Genomic DNA, 17,839 nt, shown 5'->3' on the forward strand with positions numbered 1-17,839 from the left:
TGTGGGCCCCCTCTTTCGAGGCATGAAGACCGAGACCGAGACCACCACCCGGCGCCGCGCCGGACTCGCCGTCGCCGCCCTCCTCGCCGCCGACGGACTGCTGCACCTCTACTGGGCCACCGGCGCGACCTGGCCCGCCGCCGACGAGCGCGCGCTGTCACTGGCCGTCCTCGGCCTGGAGACCTCCTTCGGGCCCCCAGTGGTGCTGCCGCTGGCCGCCGTGACCCTGGCGGGCGCCACCGCGGTCCTGGCCCACTCCCGCGGCCGCGGCGGCCGCATCACTCGGGCCGTCACCGCCGCCGTCGCCACCGGGCTGGCCGTACGGGGCCTCGCGGGCCTCGGCTGGGCGGCCGGGCTCCTCGACAGCCCGGCCGGCAGCCCCTTCCACTGGCTCAACCTCGCGCTGTACACGCCCGCTTGCCTGGTCTTCGGCTGGGCGGCCGCCCGCCTCGCCCTCACACCCACCGTTCACCCGAACGGCCCGATTGTGTCCGTGCACCCCGGGTAGGGGACGGCCCGTCCTTCCCCCACCGCGACCACCGGAGGCCTCCGTGCCCGACATGAACGGCCCCTACAAGCCCGGCACCCCCTGCTGGATCGACCTGATGGTCCCCGACCAGCAGGCCGCCCTCGACTTCTACAAGGACCTCTTCGGCTGGCAGGGCGAGGTCGGACCGGCCGAACAGGGCGGCTACTCCGTCTGCACCCTCAAGGGCAAGCCGGTCGCCGGCATCATGAAGGCGAGCAACCCGGACGGCACCGTCCCGGACCCGATGCCGCCGGTCGCGTGGACCACGTACCTGGCCACCGACTCCCTCGACTCCACCCTCAAGTCGGTCACCGACGCCGGCGGCTCGGTGATGATGGGCGCGATGGACGTCATGGACCTCGGCCGGATGGCCGTGATCACCGACCCCACCGGCGCAGCGGTCGGCCTGTGGCAGGCCGGCACCTTCGACGGCGCCGGCATCGTCAACGAACACGGCGCCCTCATCTGGAACGAGCTGAACACCCCCGACGTCCCCGCCGCGGCCGCCTTCTACAGCGCCGTCCTGCCCGTCACCACGGCCCGGTCCACGATGCCGGACGCCGGGGACTACACCGAGTTCAAGGTCGGCGACCGCGCCGTCGGCGGGATGATGGACCTGGCCAAGCTGCCGGCGGGGGTGCCGCCGCACTGGATGCCGTACTTCCACGTGGACGGCGTCGACGAGATCCAGGCCGCCGTCGTACGGGCCGGGGGCAGCGTCATGGCCCCGGCCTTCGACATGGTGGCGGGCCGGATGGCCGTCCTCGCCGACCCCCAGGGCGGCGTCTTCTCGGTGATCACGGCGCGCGCCCCGGAACAGGTCGGCTGATGTCACCCGGCGCACGGGGAACCCGCTCCCCGTGCGCCGCACCTCACCTCGTGAACCGGTGCCACCAGCGGCGCCGGGCCGCCTCGCGCATCTCCGCGGCCTCCTCCCTGCACTTGGCCTCCCGCTCCGCGTCGCCGACCGCGGCGAAGCCCGCCGCGGCCCGCTCGAAGGCCTCCGCCGCCTCCGCGAAGCGGCGCAGGCCGGCCAGGGTGCCGGCCAGTGCCCGCACCGCAGCGGCCTGGTCCCCCACAGTGTCCAAGAGCGCGCAGGCCCGCTCGTGCGCCTCCAACGCCTGCGTCCACCGCCCCTCCCGCTGGTGCAGCAGGCCGAGGTTGATCATCACCACGCCTTCGCCGTCCCGGTCTCCCCCTGCGGTGAAGAGGCTCAGCGCCTCCTCGAAACGGGCCCGCACCTCGTGCGACGAACCCGTGGACATAAGCGATAACCCCATCCGGTTCAGGATCCACGCCATGCGGGTCCGGTAGCCCAGATCCCGCACGATGACGAGTGCCTCTTCCCATACGACCAGGCACTCCTCGCCCTGTCCCGCCGCCCAGAGCGCCTGACCAAGTGCGTCCAGCACGATGACCTCACGGTGCCTGTCGTCCAGCTCCCGCATGAGGGCGAGAGACTGCCGGTGCATGGCGATCGCCTCATCCAGCCGTCCCAGGTGGTGGAGGTCGCTGCCCAGCGCCAGCAGCACCGCGGCTTCCGCGTGCAGGAACCCCACCTCGCGGTAAATCTCCAACGCTCGCTGGTGAGCTTGCCGTGCCTCCTCAAAACGGTGCGCGGCAGCGTACGAGGTGCCCAACAGGGTCAGCGCCCTGCCCTCCCCGTCCCTGTCAGAGGCCTCGCGGAACAGGGCGAGGGCCTCCGTCAGCGGCTCGGTGGCCTCCCCGTCGTCCGCCTGCCACAGTGCGCTGCCGAGGTCGCAGAGCGCGACGCCCAGGCCGTCGGGCCTGCCCGTCGTGCGCACGGCCGCGAGTACGTGGCGCGCGATCAGCAGGTTTTCTTGTGTATGCCCGTAGAGCTGGAAGTAGGAAGACAGGAGGCCGGCCAGTTTCACAGCGGTCTCCACCCGACCGGAGTCGGCGGCGAAGCCCACGGCGGCGACCAGCGTCGGCCGCTCCATGTCGAGATGGTCCAGCACCTGCGCAACGGAGGGCAGTCCCGGCGCACGAAGGCCCGGCGTGTTCACTCCCAGGAGATCCAGCGCCACTCCGGTGCTCAAGACCAGGTCGGCCAGGAAGGCGTCCGTCGCCTCCTCCCGCCCGTCCTCCTCGGCGCACTCCTCGCCCCGCTCCAGCGCGTACAGCCGCAGCAGGTCGTGCATCCGCCACCGCCCCGAGCCGACGGGCTGCTCGGTCAGCAGGCTGGCCCGTACGAGCGCGGCCAGCTTGAGCCGTACGTCCTCGCCCTCACCGGTGAACCGGCCGGCGTACTCGGTGCGGCAGTCCGGGCCGGGATTGACCGTCAGCAGCCGGAAGATCCGCGCCTGGTCGGCGGGCAGCCGCGCGTACGAGAGGTCGAACGCGGCCCGCACCCCCACCGGTACGCCGCCCTCGTCGAAGGTCAGCGCCTCCAGCCGGCTCCGGGCTTCGGCCAGCCGCTGCGCCAGCTCCCCCGCGGACAGTCCGGGATCGCCCGCCAGCACCGCCCCCGCCACCGCGAGGGCCAGCGGCAGCCGTCCGCACCGCCGGGCGATCCCGGCCAGCGCCTCCGGCTCCCGTACGGGCCGGGGGTCGTCCGGCCACGCGCGCAGCACCGCGTCGGCGAGGAGTTCGGCCGCGGGCTCCTCCGCCAGTTCGTCCAGCGGGAGCACCCGCCCCGCGAACCCGGGCGCCACGAGCCGGTGCCGCGAGGTCACCAGCAGCCGGTGCGCGTCCGCGGCCGGTACGAGGTCGCGCACCTGCCCGACCGCACCCGCGTCGTCGGCCACGATCAGCACGCGCTGCCCGGCCTGGGCGAAGGCCGCCAGCTTCGCCCGGTACAGCGCGACCCGGCCCTCCGGCGACTCCGGCATGTCCGTGTCGCGGACCCCCAGGTGGCGCAGGATCTCCTGGACCGCCTGCGGCCCGCTCACCCCGCCGTCGGGGGCGTAGCCGCGCAGCGACAGGAAGAACACTCGGTCGCCGAACCAGCCCAGTTCCACGGCCCGGTGGGCCGTGGCCACCGCCAGCGCGCTCTTGCCGACGCCGGCCAGCCCGGCCACCACGACGACCGGCGGGCCGCCCTCCGCGAGCAGGCCCACCAGTTCCTTGACCGGCCCGTCGCGCCCGACCAGGGCCGGGGGCGCGTCGGGAAGGCCGAGCAGCGCCCGGGGCGCGGGGCCGGCCCCGGCCGCGTAGGTGATGTGGTCACCGGCGACCTGGGTGATCCACGCGTTCCCGTCGGCGCGGGCCCTCTGCTCGTTGCCCACTAGGGGGTGGGGGTGGTGGGCGTGGTGCCCGTGCCCGTGCCGGGGGTCGGGTCGGCGGTCTGCCGCACCCGGGAGTCGCCGTCGGCCCGTGCCCACTGGTCCACGACGTCCGGCGCCGAACCTCCGCCGGACTGGGTGATCTGACCGGTCCCGGAGGCGCGGGCCCGCTGCCGCACGACGGTCTGCCCGGCGCCGGTGGCCCCCGGCCCGCTGCTCGCCCACCAGGCCCCGGCCAGCCCGAAGGCCGCCGCCATGGCCCCGGCGAAGCCGGCGGCGGCCGCCACCTTGTCCGAGTCCTTGTCCGGCAACCAGCCGAAGGGGTCCACCTGGCCCAGCTTGAAGCTGAGCAGGAACACGATCGCCGTTCCCCCGATGACGACAGCCCACCGCAACGGACGTGACACTGGCCCCCCTTGATGCGTCTTCCGAGCATCCGAAGCTAGCAGGCACCCCCGCGGAACTCGCACCAGACGACCTTCCCCGGCGTCCGTGCCAGCACCCCCCAGTCATCGGAGAGCGCGGCGACGAGCGTGAGCCCGTGCCCGTGCGGCCGCCCGGTGATCCGGGAGAACCCGGGCCCGCTGTCATGCACCTCGATGCGGAGGGTCGCGTCCTCGAAGCCGAACAGCCGCAGCAGGTACCCCCGGCCGCGCGGGACCCCGTACCGCAGCGCGTTGGTCGCCAGCTCGCTCACGCAGAGCAACATGTCGTCGAGGCGTTCGGTGGCCGCCCATGCCCGCAAGGTGTCACGTGTGAAGTGCCGCGCAGCTGCGACGGTTCGGGGTGAGCGCAGGTAGAGACGCTCGCGCATGAGCGCCGCCTGAATAGTTGGATTCACGGGACGATCGTCGCGTTGCGTGACTAGCGTGTGGCTGAGCGCCGACCCGTACTCCTTGATGAGTACGGGTCCGCACGGGGTATTCCGCATGCGTGGGTGGGGAGTTCGCAGTCATGCCACCAAGGAAACGAGTACGGCCGAACGCGACGACCATGAAGATGGTCGGCACGCAGGTGGCCGCGGCCCGAACCGCCAAGAACCTGACCCAGAAGCAGCTCGGAGAGCTGATCCGGCTGGACGAGGAGACCGTCGCGTCCATCGAGCAGGGCCGACGCACTCTGATGCCGAACGTCGCGGAGCTGATGGACCAACACCTCGGGCTCCCCGGGCTGTTGTCCGTCGCTGCTCACGGGATGCCCGAGAAGGATCCGACGCCCACGTGGTCCGACGAGTACATGGACCTGGAGAAACGCGCCATCGCGTTCTCCTGGTACGAGGTGGTGGTGCTACCGGGCCTGCTGCAGACCGAGAGCTACATGCGGGCGTTGTTCCGCGGTCGTGTCCCGGCATTCGTTCAGGAGGAGATCGAGACTCTGACATCCCGCCGGATGGCTCGGACCAAGCTGCTGCACCGGGAGCGTCCGCCGAGCCTTTCCTTCGTGGTGTCGGAAGCAGCACTCCGGGACCGGATCGGCGGCAACGCCGTCTACGGCGAGCAGGTGCGCCATCTGCTGACCTGCATGGAGTTGCCGCACGTGACACTCCAAGTGCTGCCGTTCGGCCAGATCTCCCACCCCGGTCTCTCCGGTTCGTTCGTCATGCTGGAAACACCGGAGCACGAGCACCGCGCCTACATCGAATCCCAGCGCAGCAGCCAGCGCGTCGCCAACCCCGACGACATCAGCATCCTGACCCTGCGGTATGCCATGCTGCGAACTCAGGCCCTCAACCCCAAAGAGACCGCGGCCTTTTTGGGCCGACTGGTAGGAGAGCTATGAGCACCGCACTGCAGTGGTTCAAGTCCAGCTACAGCACCGATGAGGGCGACGCCTGCGTCGAGGTGGCCACCGGCCCGGGCACGTTCCACGTCCGGGACTCGAAGGTCCAGGACGGCCCCGTCCTGGACCTCGCGCCGGCGAGCTGGGCGGCGCTGACCGGCTGGCTGGCTCGATGACGGAAGCCTGCATCGATGATGCGAGCAACATACTCATCGCGCCTTCGACGTTGCACGGCAACGACCTGGTCAGGGACTTCTTCGGGTCCGTGATCACACCGGAGGACCTCGCTTCCGGTGCGACCGACCTCGCGCGGAAGACCGTCTACCTGTGCGGCGACACAGCCACAATCCACAGCAACCAACTGGACTCGGCGGAGCGGGTGTTCGTCGTCCGGGAGCTGTCGCACGGTTACGACGGAGGCGTCGACACGCCCTGGACCCTCGTCGATGTCGGCCGAGTTCCCCTCCGGGTGCACGGGGCCGGCGTGTACTACCGCCGTTTCTTCGACCTCGACGCCGATCACTTCGGACGGATCCGCGCGGAGCACGCCTTCCAGTCCCTGACGGAGTCCACCAAGCCCGGAACGGCCCATCGCAGCGGAATCTATTTGACGCCCGTCAAGCAGCACGGTGACGAACTGCATTTCCGCCTGCTCCGGTGCTCCACGAATCTCTCGGGGCCGACCGAGGGATTTCGTGCGACCGACACCCGCATCGTCGAGGCCCTGAATCGCGAGGCCGCCACCGTCTTCAGGAACCACGCACCGCTGAATCACGTCCTCGCGCAGATCTACCACAACACCCTCGCCACGGCGGAGCGCAAGCAGTCCAAGGCCAGGATTTCGGCCCATGCCGACAAGACCAAGGACATGCCCGTCAACGGCGTCATGGCCTTCTGTACCTTCTATGACGGGCTCGAAAAGCTGAAGCCCATGGCCGAAGACCCCTTCGACTACGGTGTGAAGCGTGCCAGCGGGCTGACCAGGCTCCGCTTTCGCCTCAAGGAGCCGATCGGGGAACACGACGGGGTCGCGCTCCCGCCGCAGTTCGAGCTGACGCTCTATCCCGGCTCGGTGTTCTTCATGCCGCTGTCCACCAACCGTCTGTACACGCACGAGATCCGGCCCTCGACGCTGGACGCCGAGACGCTTCCGACCCGTCTGGGGTACGTGGTGCGCTGTTCGAGCGCCGAGGCCGTCCACAAGGACGGCCGTACGTTCCTCAAAGCGGCCGGGGACCTGGTGGAGCTGGGGCCGCCCACACCAGAGGGCATGGACGAGCTGCGCAGGCTGTACGCCGAGGAGAACAGGACCTCGTCCTTCATCGACTACGGCGACGCATTCCTCTTCAGCATGAACACGGGAGACTATGTTGCCCCCCGCGTCTAGGATCTCGGACGAGATCATCTCGCACTCGTTGCCGGCCGGGCAGGATCTCTTCAAGGAGCTGTCCACGTCGGCACACCTGGAAGACGTGGGAAAGGGCCGGCAAGGTGCCGTGCTCACCAGGGTCGACGAGGCGGAGGGTGTGGCTCTCGTACGCACCACCACTCAATACGGCAGCCCGGCGCAGCGTTTCCGCGCGGTGCACGAACGGCTGGCGCAACAGATTCAAGAACATGCGGCGATCCCGGTCGGCTTCAACAACGCTCTCATCGAGAGCTACACGAATGCGTACAGAACCATGGGCAGCCATTGCGACCAGGCCCTGGATCTGGCGGAAGGCTCCTTCATCGCCGTCTTCTCCTGTTACCGGAATCCCGAAGCGGGTCCACCACGGAAGCTGATCTTCGAATCAAAGGGGTCCGGTGTCGACACCTTCGACACGTTCGAGATCCCCCTCACCCACAACAGTGTCGTCGCGTTCTCCGTCGACTCGAATCGGCGGTTCAGGCACAAGATCGTGCTGGAGACGCCCGTCCCGACCATGGACAACCAATGGTTGGGCGTGACGTTTCGGACGTCGAAGACCTTCGTCCGGTTTCGCGACGGGCATGCGTACCTCCCGCAGGGCGCGCGCCTCACGTCGGCCGACGACGAGCAGCGGCGCGAGTTCTACCGACTGCGGCGCCGTGAGAACGATGAAACGGACTTCAGGTACCCCCCGTTGACGTACACCGTCAGCGAGAGTGATCTACTGCCGCCCGTCTGACCCCACCAGTGCCGCCAGGCCGTCCAGGATGCGGTCCAGGCCGAAGCGGAACTGGAAGTCCGGCTCGCCGGAGCCGGAGAACGCGTCCGAGTCCAGCAGCCGCGTCACGGCCGGGTGGCTGTCCGGGCCGGTCATGAGCCCCAGCGTGCGGATGTACTGGCCGAGCGCCTGGTCCGGGGCGATCCCGGACTTCACGATGGCGTCCATCATGTCCGCGGCCATGGTGGCCTCGTTCCGCACCAGGCCCCCGATCAGGATGATCGTGGAGAGCTTCTCGCTCTCCCTCAGGCCGGTGTCCGCCAGGGCCGCGAGCCCGCGTTCCATCCAGGCCAGCTGGTTCGGGCTGACCGGGGCCCCGGTGAGCGGGATGCGCAGGATCCACGTGTTGGCCATCAGGACGGCCCGCTGCGCGTACGCCCACTGCGTCAGCAGCTCCCGCCAGTCCCCCGGCCGCACTTCCGGAGGAGTGCCGACGCCCGCGTCCGCCATCAGGATGTAGAGCTCCTCCTTGGCGGCGACGTAGCGGTAGAGGGACATCGTCGAGACGCCCAGCTCCTTGGCCACCCGGCCCATGGAGACGGCGTCCACCCCCTCGGCGGCGGCCAGCGCCACCGCCGCCTCCACGATCCTCGGCAGCGTGAGCGTGGGGCGCGGCCCCTTGCCGGGGCGTTCGCGCAGGCCCCAGGCCAGTTCCAGGCTCGCGGGGAGCCCTGTGCCGCTGTCCTCGTCCGCCATGACCGCCCACTCCTCGATTGACCCCCATCCTAGTTCTGTGTATTACTTACACAGAAGAGCGTAAGGCATACGCAGAAGCTGGGAAGGGAGCACCATCCCCCATGACCACGCACGCCTCCGGCGGCCTCGGCATCCACGCCACCGGCCTCACCAAGTCCTACGGTGACCTCCGCGTCCTCGACGGCATCGACCTCGCCGTCCCGCGCGGCAGCGTCCTCGCCCTCCTCGGCCCCAACGGCGCCGGCAAGACCACCACGGTCCGGATCCTCGCCACCCTCACCGCCGCCGACTCCGGCACCGTCCGCATCGCCGGGCACGACACCGTCACCGAACGCTCCCGGGTCCGCGAACTCATCTCCCTCACCGGCCAGTTCGCCGCCCTCGACGAGCTCCTGACCGGTACCGAGACCCTGCGCATGATGGGCCGGCTCGCCGGGCTCTCCCCGCGCTCCGCCCGCACCCGCGCCGAGGAACTCCTCACCCGCTTCGGCCTCACCGAGGCCGCCGGCCGCACCGCGAAGACGTACTCGGGCGGTATGCGGCGGCGCCTCGACCTCGCCGCGAGCCTCGTCTCCCGCCCCGAGGTGGTCTTCCTGGACGAGCCGACCAACGGCCTCGACCCGCGCAGCCGCCAGGACCTGTGGGACCTCGTACGGGAACTGCGCGCCGACGGCACCACCGTCCTGCTGACCACCCAGTACCTGGAGGAGGCCGACCGGCTCGCCGACCGCGTCGCCGTCCTCTCCGACGGCCGCATCGCCGCCGAGGGCACCCCGGCCGAACTCAAGGCCCGCGTCGCCGGACACCGCCTGGACCTGACCCTGGCCACCGGCGCCGCCTACGAGGCCCTCGCCCCGCGCGCCGTCCACCTCGACCCCGACGCCCTCACCCTCGGCCTGCCCACCGACGGCACCGCCGCCCACGTCCGAGCCCTGCTCGACGAACTCGACCCGGACCGCACCGCCGTGGACCGCTTCGCCGTCCGCAGCGCCACCCTCGACGACGTGTTCCTCACCCTGACGGGAGCCGACCGATGACCGCCATGCCCGTGAGCGCCTTCGCCCTGGCCGGCCGCAGCCTGCGCATCAGCAGCCGCCGGCCCGACGCGCTGATCGCCGCCCTGATGCTGCCCGTCATGCTGATGCTGATCTTCGTCTACTTCTTCGGCGGGGCCATCGACACCGGCACGACGTACGTGACGTACGTGGTCCCCGGCGCCATGCTGCTCTGCGCGGGCTTCGGCGCGGCCTCCACCGCCGTCAGCGTCGCCGAGGACATGACGAACGGCGTCATCGACCGCTTCCGCTCCCTCGACATCGGCGGCATCCCGATCCTCGCCGGCCACGTCACCGCCTCGGTCCTGCGCAACCTGATCTCCACCACCCTGGTCCTCGCCGTGGCCCTCGCCATCGGCTTCCGGCCCCAGGCGGGCCCGGCCGCCTTCCTCGCCGCGGCCGGCCTGCTGCTGACGTACATCACGGCGATCTCGTGGCTCGCCGCCGCACTCGGACTGCTCGCCAAGTCCCCGGAAGCGGCGGGCGGCTTCACCTTCCTGATGATGTTCCTGCCGTACCCGTCCAGCGCCTTCGTCCCCATCGACACCATGCCCGGCTGGCTGCACGGCTTCGCCGACCACCAGCCGCTGACCCCCGTGATCGAATCCCTGCGCGCCCTGCTCCTGGCGCAGCCCGCCGGGGACGCGCCGTGGGTGGCCCTGACCTGGTGCGCGGGCATCACGGCCGCGGCCGTGACCCTGTCCGCGGTCCTGTTCCGCAGCAGGACGCGCTGAGGGGCTCCTCACCAGGAGAAGCCCCTCGTCACGCCGACGGTGCGTACCGCTCAACCATTGAGCGGGTAGGAATGCCGGCCCGTCGCCTCGTCGATCTCGGCGTGGGCCTTCTGCAACATCTGCGACGCGATATCCATGAGCGCGCGAGCGCCCGCGATCTCTTCCCCGACCCTCAGCTGCTCCGGGTCGGAGGGGTGACGCAGGGCATAGCCCCGCGCCTTGATCTCGGAGCCGTCCCCGAGTCTGACCAGGGCCGCCGCACTGGTGCGGTGGCCCTCCTCGGTGAATTCGAGCTCCACATGCCACCCGACGAGCGTGGCCATGGTGCATCACCTCCAGGGGGTCACCCTTCACTCCAGGGTGCGCCCGCGGGAGGGGCGGCGCGAGCCGGGAGCCCGCGGGCTCCGATCGGTCAGCCGGCGGTCAGGGTCGCCGCCACCGTCCGCAGCCACGCCCCGTACGAGAACGGCTCGGGCGGGCTGACCTCCATGCCGAGTTCAGCGGCGGCCAGGGCGTAGTCGCCCTCGTCCAGCGGCAGCGCGATCAGTTCGTGGAGCTCACCGACGAGGCGGGCGACGATCTGCGGGTCGGTGGTGGCCGCGTAGTCCGCGACCGCCGCCTCGTGGTCGGGGAACTCGTCGACGATGTCCTGCGAGAACCAGCCGCCCAGCAGCTGCGCGGTCTCCGGGAACCGTGCGTGCCACTCCCAGTGCGTCTGCGGGTTGGCCGGCGGCGGCACCTCTCCGTCCTCGATGCTCTGCTTGAGGTGGTCGGCGAGCACGAAGAGCCAGTCGCCGATCGCGGCCTGCGGGATCCCGACGTCGGGGACGGCGTAGAACTCGCCGAGGTCGATCCGCAGGCGCCCCGGAGGGTTGCGGCCGTACTCGCGCAGCTGGCGCTCCGCCTCCGCGATGGCCCAGGGGCGGGTGTGCCAGGTGTGGCGCAGGTAGGCGTCCAGCGCGCGGCTGCGCCGCTCCGCCGTGTCGTCGGCGCTCTGGCCGAGGTAGGCGCGCAGCACCTGGTCGAGCTCGCCGTAGCGCCGGTCGTGTTCGAGGGGCTTCATGGACACGGTCGGTCGCCTCTACGGGTAGAACGGGACGGTCGTCAGGACGACGAATCCGTACGGGCTGGCGGGCTCACGGCGCAGGACGACGCGGGCGGCGCGGACGTCGACGGGTCCCTGACCGGCGAGCAGCATCGCCTCCAGCTGCACCCGGCCGACGGGCTCCTCACGGGACGGCCAGGCGGCCTCGAGGGTGAGGCGGGCCCGCGTCCCCTGGGCGAGCCAGCGGTGGATGACCTGCTCGTTGGCGGTCACCACCTGCTGGGTGGCCCACTGGGCGGTCTCCCGGTCGGGGTAGGTGGCGGATCGGGTCAGCATCGGATCATTGTCTCAATTCGCGTTGAACGACCAGAAGACGCCGACCTCGTCCGCCGACACCGCGATCAGGCCGAGGTCCATCATGTAGTCGGTGAAGGGGTGGCCGCCTTCGAGGTCCCGCGCCAGGAAGTCGGGGGCGTCGCTGGTGCGGGCGAGGTCGGAGGAGGTCCAGAACGCCGCGTCGGGGCCGAACCGGTCCAGCAGGGTCCGGGCGTCCGCGAGCACGGCGTCCTTGTCCTCCCGGGACCGGACCGGGGAGCCCTCGAAGAACCACTCCTGCGCGAGCGAGGCGAGCAGCTCGACGGCGGCGCCGGCCGTGATCGGCCGGAGCCCGGCGCGAAGGTCCTCGGCGGTCGGCGCGCGGAACGGGTAGGAGGGGTAGCCGGCCTCCCATCCCTCCTTGAACGTCTCCGAATCCTGGGCGTACCAGCCCCGCGGGTCGGCGACCGACCGCTCCATGACGGCGCGGACGTCCTCGGCCCAGTCCTCGTGCAGCCGGGGCCCGCTCCTGGCGAAGGTGAAGACGTCCTCCAGGAGCCGTAGCAGCGCAGCTTCCCAGGTGCTGCTGTCGAGGGGGTTCATCAAAGTCCCTAAGTTACTGGTCGGGGCGCGGGCATCGACGTGTAGATGATGTACGGCGGATCGAGGCTGGAATCGTACTTGAGGACGGTCTTGACGTAGTTGACGTCGATCGCCTTGGCATTGAGGCCGTGGTCCTTGTAGCCCGTCCCGGGGATCGTGCCCGCGGACCCGTCCTGGTTGGGCGTGGGCTGCTTGGAGACGTAGCTGCCGCTGGCCTCGCCGTTGGGCGTCTTGCTCACGAAGGCCTTGTTCTGGCCGTCCTGCGGGTTGGAGGCGAGCCAGGCGTCGATCTCGGACTGCGTCAGCCGCAGGTTCTGCTCGGTGAGCCGCTGCGCGTCCCCGATCGTCTTGAAGCTCGACGAACCGCCGATGGAGGGCTTGGCGCCCTCGGGCCACGTGTTGGACGGGTCGGACTGGTCGCGCAGGCGCTGCGCGAGCTGCTCGTCTGTCTTGCCGACGTGCTTGTCCAGGGTGTGGCCGCCGCCGAGGTACTCGTTGGCCGCGAGGTCGAAGGCCATGTTGCCGTTCGGGCCCGGAACGGTCCACTGCTGCTCGTGCTTGAAGTCGTTGAGCGAACGGGCGCCGAAGCCGTGGGCGCGGGCGACGCCGGCCTCGAACTTCGGGGCGCTCCTGTGCGCTTCGTTCAGGACGCCCTCAAGCGCGTTCATGCGCGTGGTGAGGCCGTCCACGATGCCGGTGTACTTGTCCACGATCCGGTTGAGCTTGGCCTTGTCCAGCTTCAGGACCGTGTTGACGTCGAACTTCAGCAGGAGACTGGCGGCTCCGCCCGCCCCGCTGACCACGCTGGTGACCGCGCCGACGATGTTCTTGACGCTCGGCTTGTCCTTGGCCTTCTCGATGTCGTCGATGATGCTCATCGCGGCCTTCTTCATGGCCCGCTTGAGTTCTTCGAAGACATCGTGGTTCAGCTCGACGGCGGCTTCCGCGTACTCGCGCAGACAGTCGCTGATCTTGATCGCCACGTCGTTGAGCACGCTCATCACCGGCTCGCTGCCCGTGGCCACCCTCGCCCCGTGCGGACCGGTGGTGTGCGCCCACTGGTAGCCGTGCCGGGTCGGACCGGACTGGCCCCAGTCCGTCGCGCCCCACAGCGCGCTGCAGAAGGTCCGCATGGCCGCTTCCCAGTCGGCCTTCTGGTGGTTGGTGATCGTGCCCATGGTCCTGGTGAGGCCGTCCGCCGTGCCCATGACGACGGTCGAGACGTTCATCCAGCTGTGACAGTGCGAGTTGAGGTAGTGCTGCTGCGGGAAGGGATAAACGTCCGCCACCTTGCCGACACGGAAGATGTTCTTCGCGACGGGCTGCAGGACGTCCCGGATCATCTCCGGTATGCCCTCCATCGCACCCCGGAGCAGGTCGTCGCCGCCGTCGTCGTCACCCCACTTGATGTCGGGGACGCTGTCGAACTTGGGGTCCTTGTCGATGACCGTGGGCAGGGGGCGCTGCTCCGCGCTCTTGCCGGGCTTGGGGTGGGCTGCGGCATCGGCCTTGGTGTAGGCGTTGGCGGTCTCCGTGAAGCCGACGGCGACGCCGCCGACGCTGACCACGCTCTTGCCCCACACCTCCAGCCAGCGGTTGCCTATCTTCTTGTAGGCCTCCGCGAACTTCTGGGCCTCGTCGCCCGCGCCGCCGGCGTCCGGGTACTCCTTCAGCTCCGTCAGGAGCGTGTTCGCACCGCGCATCATGCCGTCCTGCTGCTTGGCGACCTGCCCGGAGACGGTCCACAGGCTCGACGGCTTGACGTCGATGTTGCCGGCTCCCGCGGGCGGCTGCGCCGGGGTGGAGCTCGGCGGGCCGGAGCTCGGCGGGCCCGGGGTGGGGCCGGCCATCAGGCGCCGCCTCCCCAGCCCTGGAGCACGGACTTGTTCGCCGCGGCGTAGTTGAGGTGCCCCTTGACCACGACCTCGTGCAGCCAGGCCTGCGCCGCCTTGAGGTCCTGGGCCGAGCGGTCCCACTTGTCCAGCTCGTCGATGAACGCCTGCCGGGCCTCGCCGTCCCAGCTCAGCACGGCCTTCTTGGAGCGCTCGTAGAGCAGCTCCAGCTTCTCGTTGAGGTCCTTGAGGATCTCCTCCAAGTCCCCCGACAGGCGCTGCAAGGTGGCGAAATCGACAGTTATCCGGTCGTCGTCATCCGACATGTTGGTGCTGTTCCTCGCTGCTCTCAGATGTCCTGCAGACGGCTGTGCGGGGCGGCCGGCTGGTCCGGCACGGTCAGCTCCGCGGCGGACGCGGTCACGTCCTCCTGGCTCTGGACGCGCCTGAACGCGGCCAGGACCTCCAGCTCCTGGGCCGTGAACCCGTCACGCGAGGCCCTGGTCGCCCGTTCGAGGAGGGCGAGCACCTGCCGGATCCGCACGGCGTCCTCGGCCGCCCCCCGGTGCAGGGCGCGGTAGGCCGTGGCCGTGGGCCCCTGCCAGCCCGCCGCGATGCTGTCGACCACCCGGTCCATGTTCCGGATCTGGCGCTCCAGATGACCCTGCATCGCATCGAGGTCGTCCGCGAGTTTGCTGAGGCCGTCCTCCGAGACCCTCAGATCGCCGTCCGTCATGTCCACCCCTCTTCGGCGCCGCCACGCCACATACGTACGTACGTGCGCCTAAGAGTTTCGCAGGTGGACCACCAGAGTCACCTGAGTATGCGCACTCATGTTCCAGTTCTTCGCAAGGAGTTCACTGGATCCATGACCCCGGACACCGCCCGCCACCCCCGTGCGTTCGTCGCCCCGCTCGTCTCCACGCTGCTCACGCTGCCGCTCGCGGCCGTCGCGTTCTTCTTCGTCGGGCTGTCCCCGATGGCCTGCGACTCCTGCGGTGAAGCGGCGAGCGACCGGTTCGACGCCTCGTACGGCACCGCCTTCACCGTCTTCGGCTTCGGACTGCTGGTGGTCCTGGCCGTGTTGCTCGCCGCGTGGGCCCTGCCCTGGCAGCGGCGGCACGCCGCCGCCAGGGTGTGGCTGGCCGTCGTCGCCCCGGCGGCCGTCGTCTTCGACTTCGTCGTCTTCAACGGCCTCGTCGACTGGCCGTAGAGCGGATCAGGCGTTGCGCAGCCAGCCGGCGACCTCGGTCGCCCAGTAGGTGAGGATCGTGTCGGCGCCCGCCCGCTTGATGCCCAACAGGGTCTCCAGGATGGCCCGGTCGCGCTCGATCCAGCCCTTCTCCGCAGCCGCCTCGATCATCGCGAACTCGCCGCTGATCTGGTACGCCGCCACCGGGACGTCCACCGCCTGCGCGACCCGGTACAGGATGTCGAGGTAGGGGCCGGCCGGCTTGACCATGACCATGTCCGCGCCCTCCTCCAGGTCGAGGGCCAGCTCCCGCAGCGACTCCCGGGCGTTGGCCGGGTCCTGCTGGTACGTCTTGCGGTCGCCCTGCAACGACGAGGCGACGGCCTCGCGGAAGGGACCGTAGAAGGCGGACGAGTACTTCGCCGTGTACGCGAGGATCGAGACGTCCTCGTGCCCGGTCTCGTCCAACGCGTCGCGGATGACGCCGACCTGACCGTCCATCATCCCGCTCGGGCCCACCACGTGCACGCCCGCGTCGGCCTGGACCTGCGCCATCTCGGCGTACCGCTCCAGCGTCGCGTCGTTGTCCACGCGCCCGTGCTCGTCCAGCACGCCGCAGTGCCCGTGATCGGTGTACTCGTCCAGGCACAGGTCGGACATGATCACCAGGTCGTCCCCGACCTCGGCCTTCACGTCGCGGATCGCGACCTGCAGGATCCCGTCCGGCTCCGTGCCCGCCGTGCCCAGCGCGTCCTTGTTCTCGTCGGCCGGCACGCCGAACAGCATGATCCCCGCGACCCCCGCCTCGACCGCCTCCACGGCGGCCTTCCGCAGCGTGTCCCGGGTGTGCTGGACGACGCCGGGCATCGCCGAGATCGCCAGGGGCTCGCTGATGCCCTCCCGTACGAACGCGGGGAGGATCAGGTCCGAGGGGTGCAGCCGGTTCTCCGCGACCATCCGCCGCATCGCCGGGGTGGTGCGCAGCCGGCGGGGCCGCGAGCCGGGGAAGGATCCGTACGTGCTCATGTTCCAGTCGCCTCTTCGAGCATCGACAGCAGTCGCCCCCCAGCCTAGAGCCCGCCCGGCCTGGAGCCCGCCCGGCCTAGGGAGCGTCCGGCCTAGGGAGCGTCCGGCTCGTTGCGCATGCTCCACCGCCACAGTCCGTCCCAGCGGTGCTCGTGTTCGCACTCGTGCTCCCCGTCCCGCGGCCCCACCCGCCCGTACGCCTCGCGCGTGCGCGGGTCGTCCCGCACGGCGAGACCGAACGCCCCGTTCAGGCGCAGCACCTGCTCCTGCGCGTCAAGGAGTCCGAACAGGGCCTCGGTGACGGCCGGTGAGCGGTCGCGGCCCGAGGCCACGGCGTAGGAGGCCCTGCTCCGCACCTGCGGATCCGGGTCCCGGAACAGGGAGACCAGCAGCTCCCGGTCCTCGCCCGACCACACTTCCGGCCAGGCCAGTGACTCCGCGGCGGCGACCCGCACCTCCGGCTCCGCGTCGCGCGCGAGGACGCGCAGGGCCGCGGCGACCTCGCCGGTCCGCGGCGGGTCGAAGAGGAAGGGCACCTCCCCCCGCACCCGCGGATCCGGATGCCCCGCGTGACGCAGCCCGACGGCCGGCGCGCCCGGATGCTCCTCCAGGCGCATGACCGCGAGCACCTCGGCCAGGACACCGCCGTCGGTCTCCGTCTCCGCCCAGGAGACGAGCAGCCGGCCCCGCTCCCGCTCGTACCAGCGCTCGTGCATGGTCATGGACGCCTGCATCGCCCCGGAGCGCAGGAAGTCGGCGACGAAGGCGCGGTGCACGGGTGAGGGGTGCCGGTGGAACGCCACCACCTGCGACCACGTCCCGGCGCTCCGCCGACAGGCCAGGGCCCAGGAGGAGGCGGACCAGTCGACGTGGTCGTCCGCGTGCCGCACCGCACGGGCCACCAGCTCCTCCACCGGCGTCAGGATCCGCAGCGCCTGCTCCAGCTCGGTGAGGACCGCTCCGTGCCCGGCCCGTACGGTCCGCCCGCCGAGCGTGACCGCCTCGACGTGGAGGAACTCGCCGTCCTGCACGCGGGCGGTGCGTGCCGGACCCCGCGCTCCCGTGCGGCGGCGCAGTTCCGCCTCCGCGCCCGTCTCGTACCAGTGCCGGGCCGCGGCGAGCAGCCGCTCCCGCTGTTCCCGCGGCAACCGCAGCGCCCCGGCGTTGACCGCCGAGACCGTCGCCGGGGAGCCTCCCTCGACGGCCCGCAGCAGCGGGGTCGTCCCGTCCGGCAGCTGCCGGTCCGGGTCCGCGCCGCCCTCCACCAGGGCCTCGGCCACCTCGTGCGCGAACGCCTCCACCGCCGAACACAGCACCGGCAGCCCGTCGGCGCCCGCCGCGTCCGGGTCCGCTCCCGCCTCGATCAGGGCGCGCACCTCCCCGGCGTCCCCCACCCGCACCGCCGCCGCCAACCGCACGTCCGGTCCCGTCACCCGCCACCCTCCGGTCCGGCCGTGATCCTCCACGGCCGGACGGCAAGGGCACAACCGGATTGCGCCCGGCCCCCTGGGCTACTCCGGCGGGGCCGGGTGTGTGCCGGGGCGATCCCCGCAGGGCGCCGAACACAACGGGGCTCCGCTCTCCGACCCCCCGAGACGT

At 70.9% G+C, this 17,839-nt stretch carries 22 protein-coding genes; 9 read left to right on the forward strand and 13 right to left on the reverse strand.

Annotation, left to right across the window (positions count from 1 at the left end):
- Positions 1-22: 22 nt before the first annotated feature.
- The gene (locus AB0D29_RS34575; RefSeq protein ID WP_362859712.1) at positions 23-508 is read left to right on the forward strand and encodes a DUF3995 domain-containing protein; all 486 of its coding nucleotides are present in this window, start codon (positions 23-25) and stop codon (positions 506-508) included.
- 52 nt (positions 509-560) lie between these two features.
- Positions 561-1,358, forward strand: coding sequence for a VOC family protein (locus tag AB0D29_RS34580; protein ID WP_362859764.1), 798 nt, complete (start codon positions 561-563; stop codon positions 1,356-1,358).
- Between the two features lie 43 nt (positions 1,359-1,401).
- Here the strand turns inward: AB0D29_RS34580 and AB0D29_RS34585 are convergent, their stop codons facing one another.
- Genes AB0D29_RS34585 through AB0D29_RS34595 form a run of 3 tightly spaced genes read right to left on the reverse strand, consistent with a single transcriptional unit; the run spans position 1,402 to position 4,588 of the window.
- Complete coding sequence (locus tag AB0D29_RS34585; protein ID WP_362859713.1) at positions 1,402-3,777, reverse strand: tetratricopeptide repeat protein; 2,376 nt, start codon at positions 3,775-3,777, stop codon at positions 1,402-1,404.
- Entirely contained in the window at positions 3,777-4,181 is a 405-nt protein-coding gene (locus AB0D29_RS34590) for a hypothetical protein (RefSeq protein ID WP_362859715.1), read from the reverse strand. The genes AB0D29_RS34585 and AB0D29_RS34590 overlap by 1 nt, the downstream gene beginning before the upstream one ends.
- A 35-nt stretch (positions 4,182-4,216) precedes the next feature.
- Complete coding sequence (locus tag AB0D29_RS34595; RefSeq protein ID WP_362859717.1) at positions 4,217-4,588, reverse strand: ATP-binding protein; 372 nt, start codon at positions 4,586-4,588, stop codon at positions 4,217-4,219.
- A 179-nt stretch (positions 4,589-4,767) separates the two neighbouring features.
- Between AB0D29_RS34595 and AB0D29_RS34600 the strand changes: the two genes are divergently transcribed.
- Genes AB0D29_RS34600 through AB0D29_RS34615 form a run of 4 tightly spaced genes read left to right on the forward strand, consistent with a single transcriptional unit; the run spans position 4,768 to position 7,703 of the window.
- The gene (locus AB0D29_RS34600) at positions 4,768-5,553 is read left to right on the forward strand and encodes a helix-turn-helix transcriptional regulator (protein WP_362859718.1); all 786 of its coding nucleotides are present in this window, start codon (positions 4,768-4,770) and stop codon (positions 5,551-5,553) included.
- Entirely contained in the window at positions 5,550-5,729 is a 180-nt protein-coding gene (locus AB0D29_RS34605) for a DUF397 domain-containing protein (RefSeq protein ID WP_362859720.1), read from the forward strand. The genes AB0D29_RS34600 and AB0D29_RS34605 overlap by 4 nt, the downstream gene beginning before the upstream one ends.
- Positions 5,726-6,940: a hypothetical protein gene (locus AB0D29_RS34610; RefSeq protein ID WP_362859721.1), complete on the forward strand. Its 1,215-nt coding sequence runs from the start codon at positions 5,726-5,728 to the stop codon at positions 6,938-6,940. Before AB0D29_RS34605 ends, AB0D29_RS34610 begins: the two co-directional genes overlap by 4 nt.
- The gene (locus AB0D29_RS34615; protein ID WP_362859766.1) at positions 6,924-7,703 is read left to right on the forward strand and encodes an alpha-ketoglutarate-dependent dioxygenase AlkB; all 780 of its coding nucleotides are present in this window, start codon (positions 6,924-6,926) and stop codon (positions 7,701-7,703) included. Before AB0D29_RS34610 ends, AB0D29_RS34615 begins: the two co-directional genes overlap by 17 nt.
- Here AB0D29_RS34615 and AB0D29_RS34620 read toward each other — a convergent pair.
- A complete protein-coding gene (locus tag AB0D29_RS34620; protein WP_362859723.1) occupies positions 7,686-8,438 on the reverse strand; it encodes a TetR/AcrR family transcriptional regulator in 753 nt (250 codons plus the stop codon). The two genes, AB0D29_RS34615 and AB0D29_RS34620, sit on opposite strands and share 18 nt — an antisense overlap.
- Before the next feature lie 101 nt (positions 8,439-8,539).
- Here AB0D29_RS34620 and AB0D29_RS34625 point away from each other — a divergent pair, with 101 nt between their 5' ends.
- Positions 8,540-9,475, forward strand: coding sequence for an ATP-binding cassette domain-containing protein (locus AB0D29_RS34625; protein WP_362859725.1), 936 nt, complete (start codon positions 8,540-8,542; stop codon positions 9,473-9,475).
- 5 nt (positions 9,476-9,480) lie between these two features.
- Positions 9,481-10,227: an ABC transporter permease gene (locus tag AB0D29_RS34630; protein ID WP_362859767.1), complete on the forward strand. Its 747-nt coding sequence runs from the start codon at positions 9,481-9,483 to the stop codon at positions 10,225-10,227.
- Between the two features lie 50 nt (positions 10,228-10,277).
- Here AB0D29_RS34630 and AB0D29_RS34635 read toward each other — a convergent pair whose 3' ends face one another.
- From AB0D29_RS34635 to AB0D29_RS34665, 7 genes are all read right to left on the reverse strand, one after another.
- Positions 10,278-10,550, reverse strand: a complete 273-nt coding sequence (locus AB0D29_RS34635) for a DUF1876 domain-containing protein (protein ID WP_362859727.1) — start codon at positions 10,548-10,550, stop codon at positions 10,278-10,280.
- A gap of 89 nt (positions 10,551-10,639) precedes the next feature.
- Positions 10,640-11,296, reverse strand: coding sequence for a contact-dependent growth inhibition system immunity protein (locus tag AB0D29_RS34640; protein ID WP_362859729.1), 657 nt, complete (start codon positions 11,294-11,296; stop codon positions 10,640-10,642).
- A 12-nt stretch (positions 11,297-11,308) separates the two neighbouring features.
- Positions 11,309-11,608 carry an RNase A-like domain-containing protein gene (locus AB0D29_RS34645; protein WP_266483190.1) on the reverse strand — a complete coding sequence of 100 codons (300 nt, stop codon included), beginning with the start codon at positions 11,606-11,608 and terminating at the stop codon, positions 11,309-11,311.
- A gap of 12 nt (positions 11,609-11,620) precedes the next feature.
- Positions 11,621-12,190 (reverse strand): hypothetical protein, encoded by a 570-nt coding sequence (locus AB0D29_RS34650; protein ID WP_362859731.1) that lies wholly within the window; start codon positions 12,188-12,190, stop codon positions 11,621-11,623.
- Between the two features lie 8 nt (positions 12,191-12,198).
- Entirely contained in the window at positions 12,199-14,040 is a 1,842-nt protein-coding gene (locus tag AB0D29_RS34655; RefSeq protein WP_362859733.1) for an RNase A-like domain-containing protein, read from the reverse strand.
- The gene (locus AB0D29_RS34660; RefSeq protein ID WP_362859734.1) at positions 14,040-14,348 is read right to left on the reverse strand and encodes a WXG100 family type VII secretion target; all 309 of its coding nucleotides are present in this window, start codon (positions 14,346-14,348) and stop codon (positions 14,040-14,042) included. The genes AB0D29_RS34655 and AB0D29_RS34660 overlap by 1 nt, the downstream gene beginning before the upstream one ends.
- Positions 14,349-14,371: 23 nt before the next feature.
- Positions 14,372-14,758, reverse strand: coding sequence for a WXG100 family type VII secretion target (locus tag AB0D29_RS34665; protein WP_362859736.1), 387 nt, complete (start codon positions 14,756-14,758; stop codon positions 14,372-14,374).
- A gap of 132 nt (positions 14,759-14,890) precedes the next feature.
- Here AB0D29_RS34665 and AB0D29_RS34670 point away from each other — a divergent pair, with 132 nt between their 5' ends.
- Positions 14,891-15,235 carry a hypothetical protein gene (locus AB0D29_RS34670; RefSeq protein WP_362859738.1) on the forward strand — a complete coding sequence of 115 codons (345 nt, stop codon included), beginning with the start codon at positions 14,891-14,893 and terminating at the stop codon, positions 15,233-15,235.
- Positions 15,236-15,241: 6 nt separating this feature from the next.
- Here AB0D29_RS34670 and hemB read toward each other — a convergent pair whose 3' ends face one another.
- Both hemB and AB0D29_RS34680 read right to left on the reverse strand, forming a co-directional pair.
- A complete protein-coding gene (hemB, locus tag AB0D29_RS34675; protein ID WP_362401935.1) occupies positions 15,242-16,240 on the reverse strand; it encodes a porphobilinogen synthase in 999 nt (332 codons plus the stop codon).
- Positions 16,241-16,332: 92 nt separating this feature from the next.
- Complete coding sequence (locus AB0D29_RS34680; RefSeq protein WP_362859739.1) at positions 16,333-17,673, reverse strand: HEAT repeat domain-containing protein; 1,341 nt, start codon at positions 17,671-17,673, stop codon at positions 16,333-16,335.
- Positions 17,674-17,839 lie beyond the last annotated feature (166 nt).

It is taken from the genome of Streptomyces sp. NPDC048424, assembly GCF_040651555.1.
GTDB lineage: Bacteria > Actinomycetota > Actinomycetes > Streptomycetales > Streptomycetaceae > Streptomyces.

What these genes read in the sequence shown, in the direction of transcription:
- AB0D29_RS34575 (WP_362859712.1), top strand. Translation starts at nt 23, where the DNA reads ATGAAGACCGAGACCGAGACCACCACCCGGCGCCGCGCCGGACTCGCC.
- AB0D29_RS34580 (WP_362859764.1), top strand. Translation starts at nt 561, where the DNA reads ATGAACGGCCCCTACAAGCCCGGCACCCCCTGCTGGATCGACCTGATG.
- AB0D29_RS34595 (WP_362859717.1), bottom strand. Translation starts at nt 4,588, where the DNA reads ATGCGCGAGCGTCTCTACCTGCGCTCACCCCGAACCGTCGCAGCTGCG.
- AB0D29_RS34600 (WP_362859718.1), top strand. Translation starts at nt 4,768, where the DNA reads ATGAAGATGGTCGGCACGCAGGTGGCCGCGGCCCGAACCGCCAAGAAC.
- AB0D29_RS34605 (WP_362859720.1), top strand. Translation starts at nt 5,550, where the DNA reads ATGAGCACCGCACTGCAGTGGTTCAAGTCCAGCTACAGCACCGATGAG.
- AB0D29_RS34610 (WP_362859721.1), top strand. Translation starts at nt 5,726, where the DNA reads ATGACGGAAGCCTGCATCGATGATGCGAGCAACATACTCATCGCGCCT.
- AB0D29_RS34620 (WP_362859723.1), bottom strand. Translation starts at nt 8,438, where the DNA reads ATGGCGGACGAGGACAGCGGCACAGGGCTCCCCGCGAGCCTGGAACTG.
- AB0D29_RS34625 (WP_362859725.1), top strand. Translation starts at nt 8,540, where the DNA reads ATGACCACGCACGCCTCCGGCGGCCTCGGCATCCACGCCACCGGCCTC.
- AB0D29_RS34630 (WP_362859767.1), top strand. Translation starts at nt 9,481, where the DNA reads ATGCCCGTGAGCGCCTTCGCCCTGGCCGGCCGCAGCCTGCGCATCAGC.
- AB0D29_RS34635 (WP_362859727.1), bottom strand. Translation starts at nt 10,550, where the DNA reads ATGGCCACGCTCGTCGGGTGGCATGTGGAGCTCGAATTCACCGAGGAG.
- AB0D29_RS34645 (WP_266483190.1), bottom strand. Translation starts at nt 11,608, where the DNA reads ATGCTGACCCGATCCGCCACCTACCCCGACCGGGAGACCGCCCAGTGG.
- AB0D29_RS34650 (WP_362859731.1), bottom strand. Translation starts at nt 12,190, where the DNA reads ATGAACCCCCTCGACAGCAGCACCTGGGAAGCTGCGCTGCTACGGCTC.
- AB0D29_RS34655 (WP_362859733.1), bottom strand. Translation starts at nt 14,040, where the DNA reads ATGGCCGGCCCCACCCCGGGCCCGCCGAGCTCCGGCCCGCCGAGCTCC.
- AB0D29_RS34660 (WP_362859734.1), bottom strand. Translation starts at nt 14,348, where the DNA reads ATGTCGGATGACGACGACCGGATAACTGTCGATTTCGCCACCTTGCAG.
- AB0D29_RS34665 (WP_362859736.1), bottom strand. Translation starts at nt 14,758, where the DNA reads ATGACGGACGGCGATCTGAGGGTCTCGGAGGACGGCCTCAGCAAACTC.
- AB0D29_RS34670 (WP_362859738.1), top strand. Translation starts at nt 14,891, where the DNA reads ATGACCCCGGACACCGCCCGCCACCCCCGTGCGTTCGTCGCCCCGCTC.
- hemB (WP_362401935.1), bottom strand. Translation starts at nt 16,240, where the DNA reads ATGAGCACGTACGGATCCTTCCCCGGCTCGCGGCCCCGCCGGCTGCGC.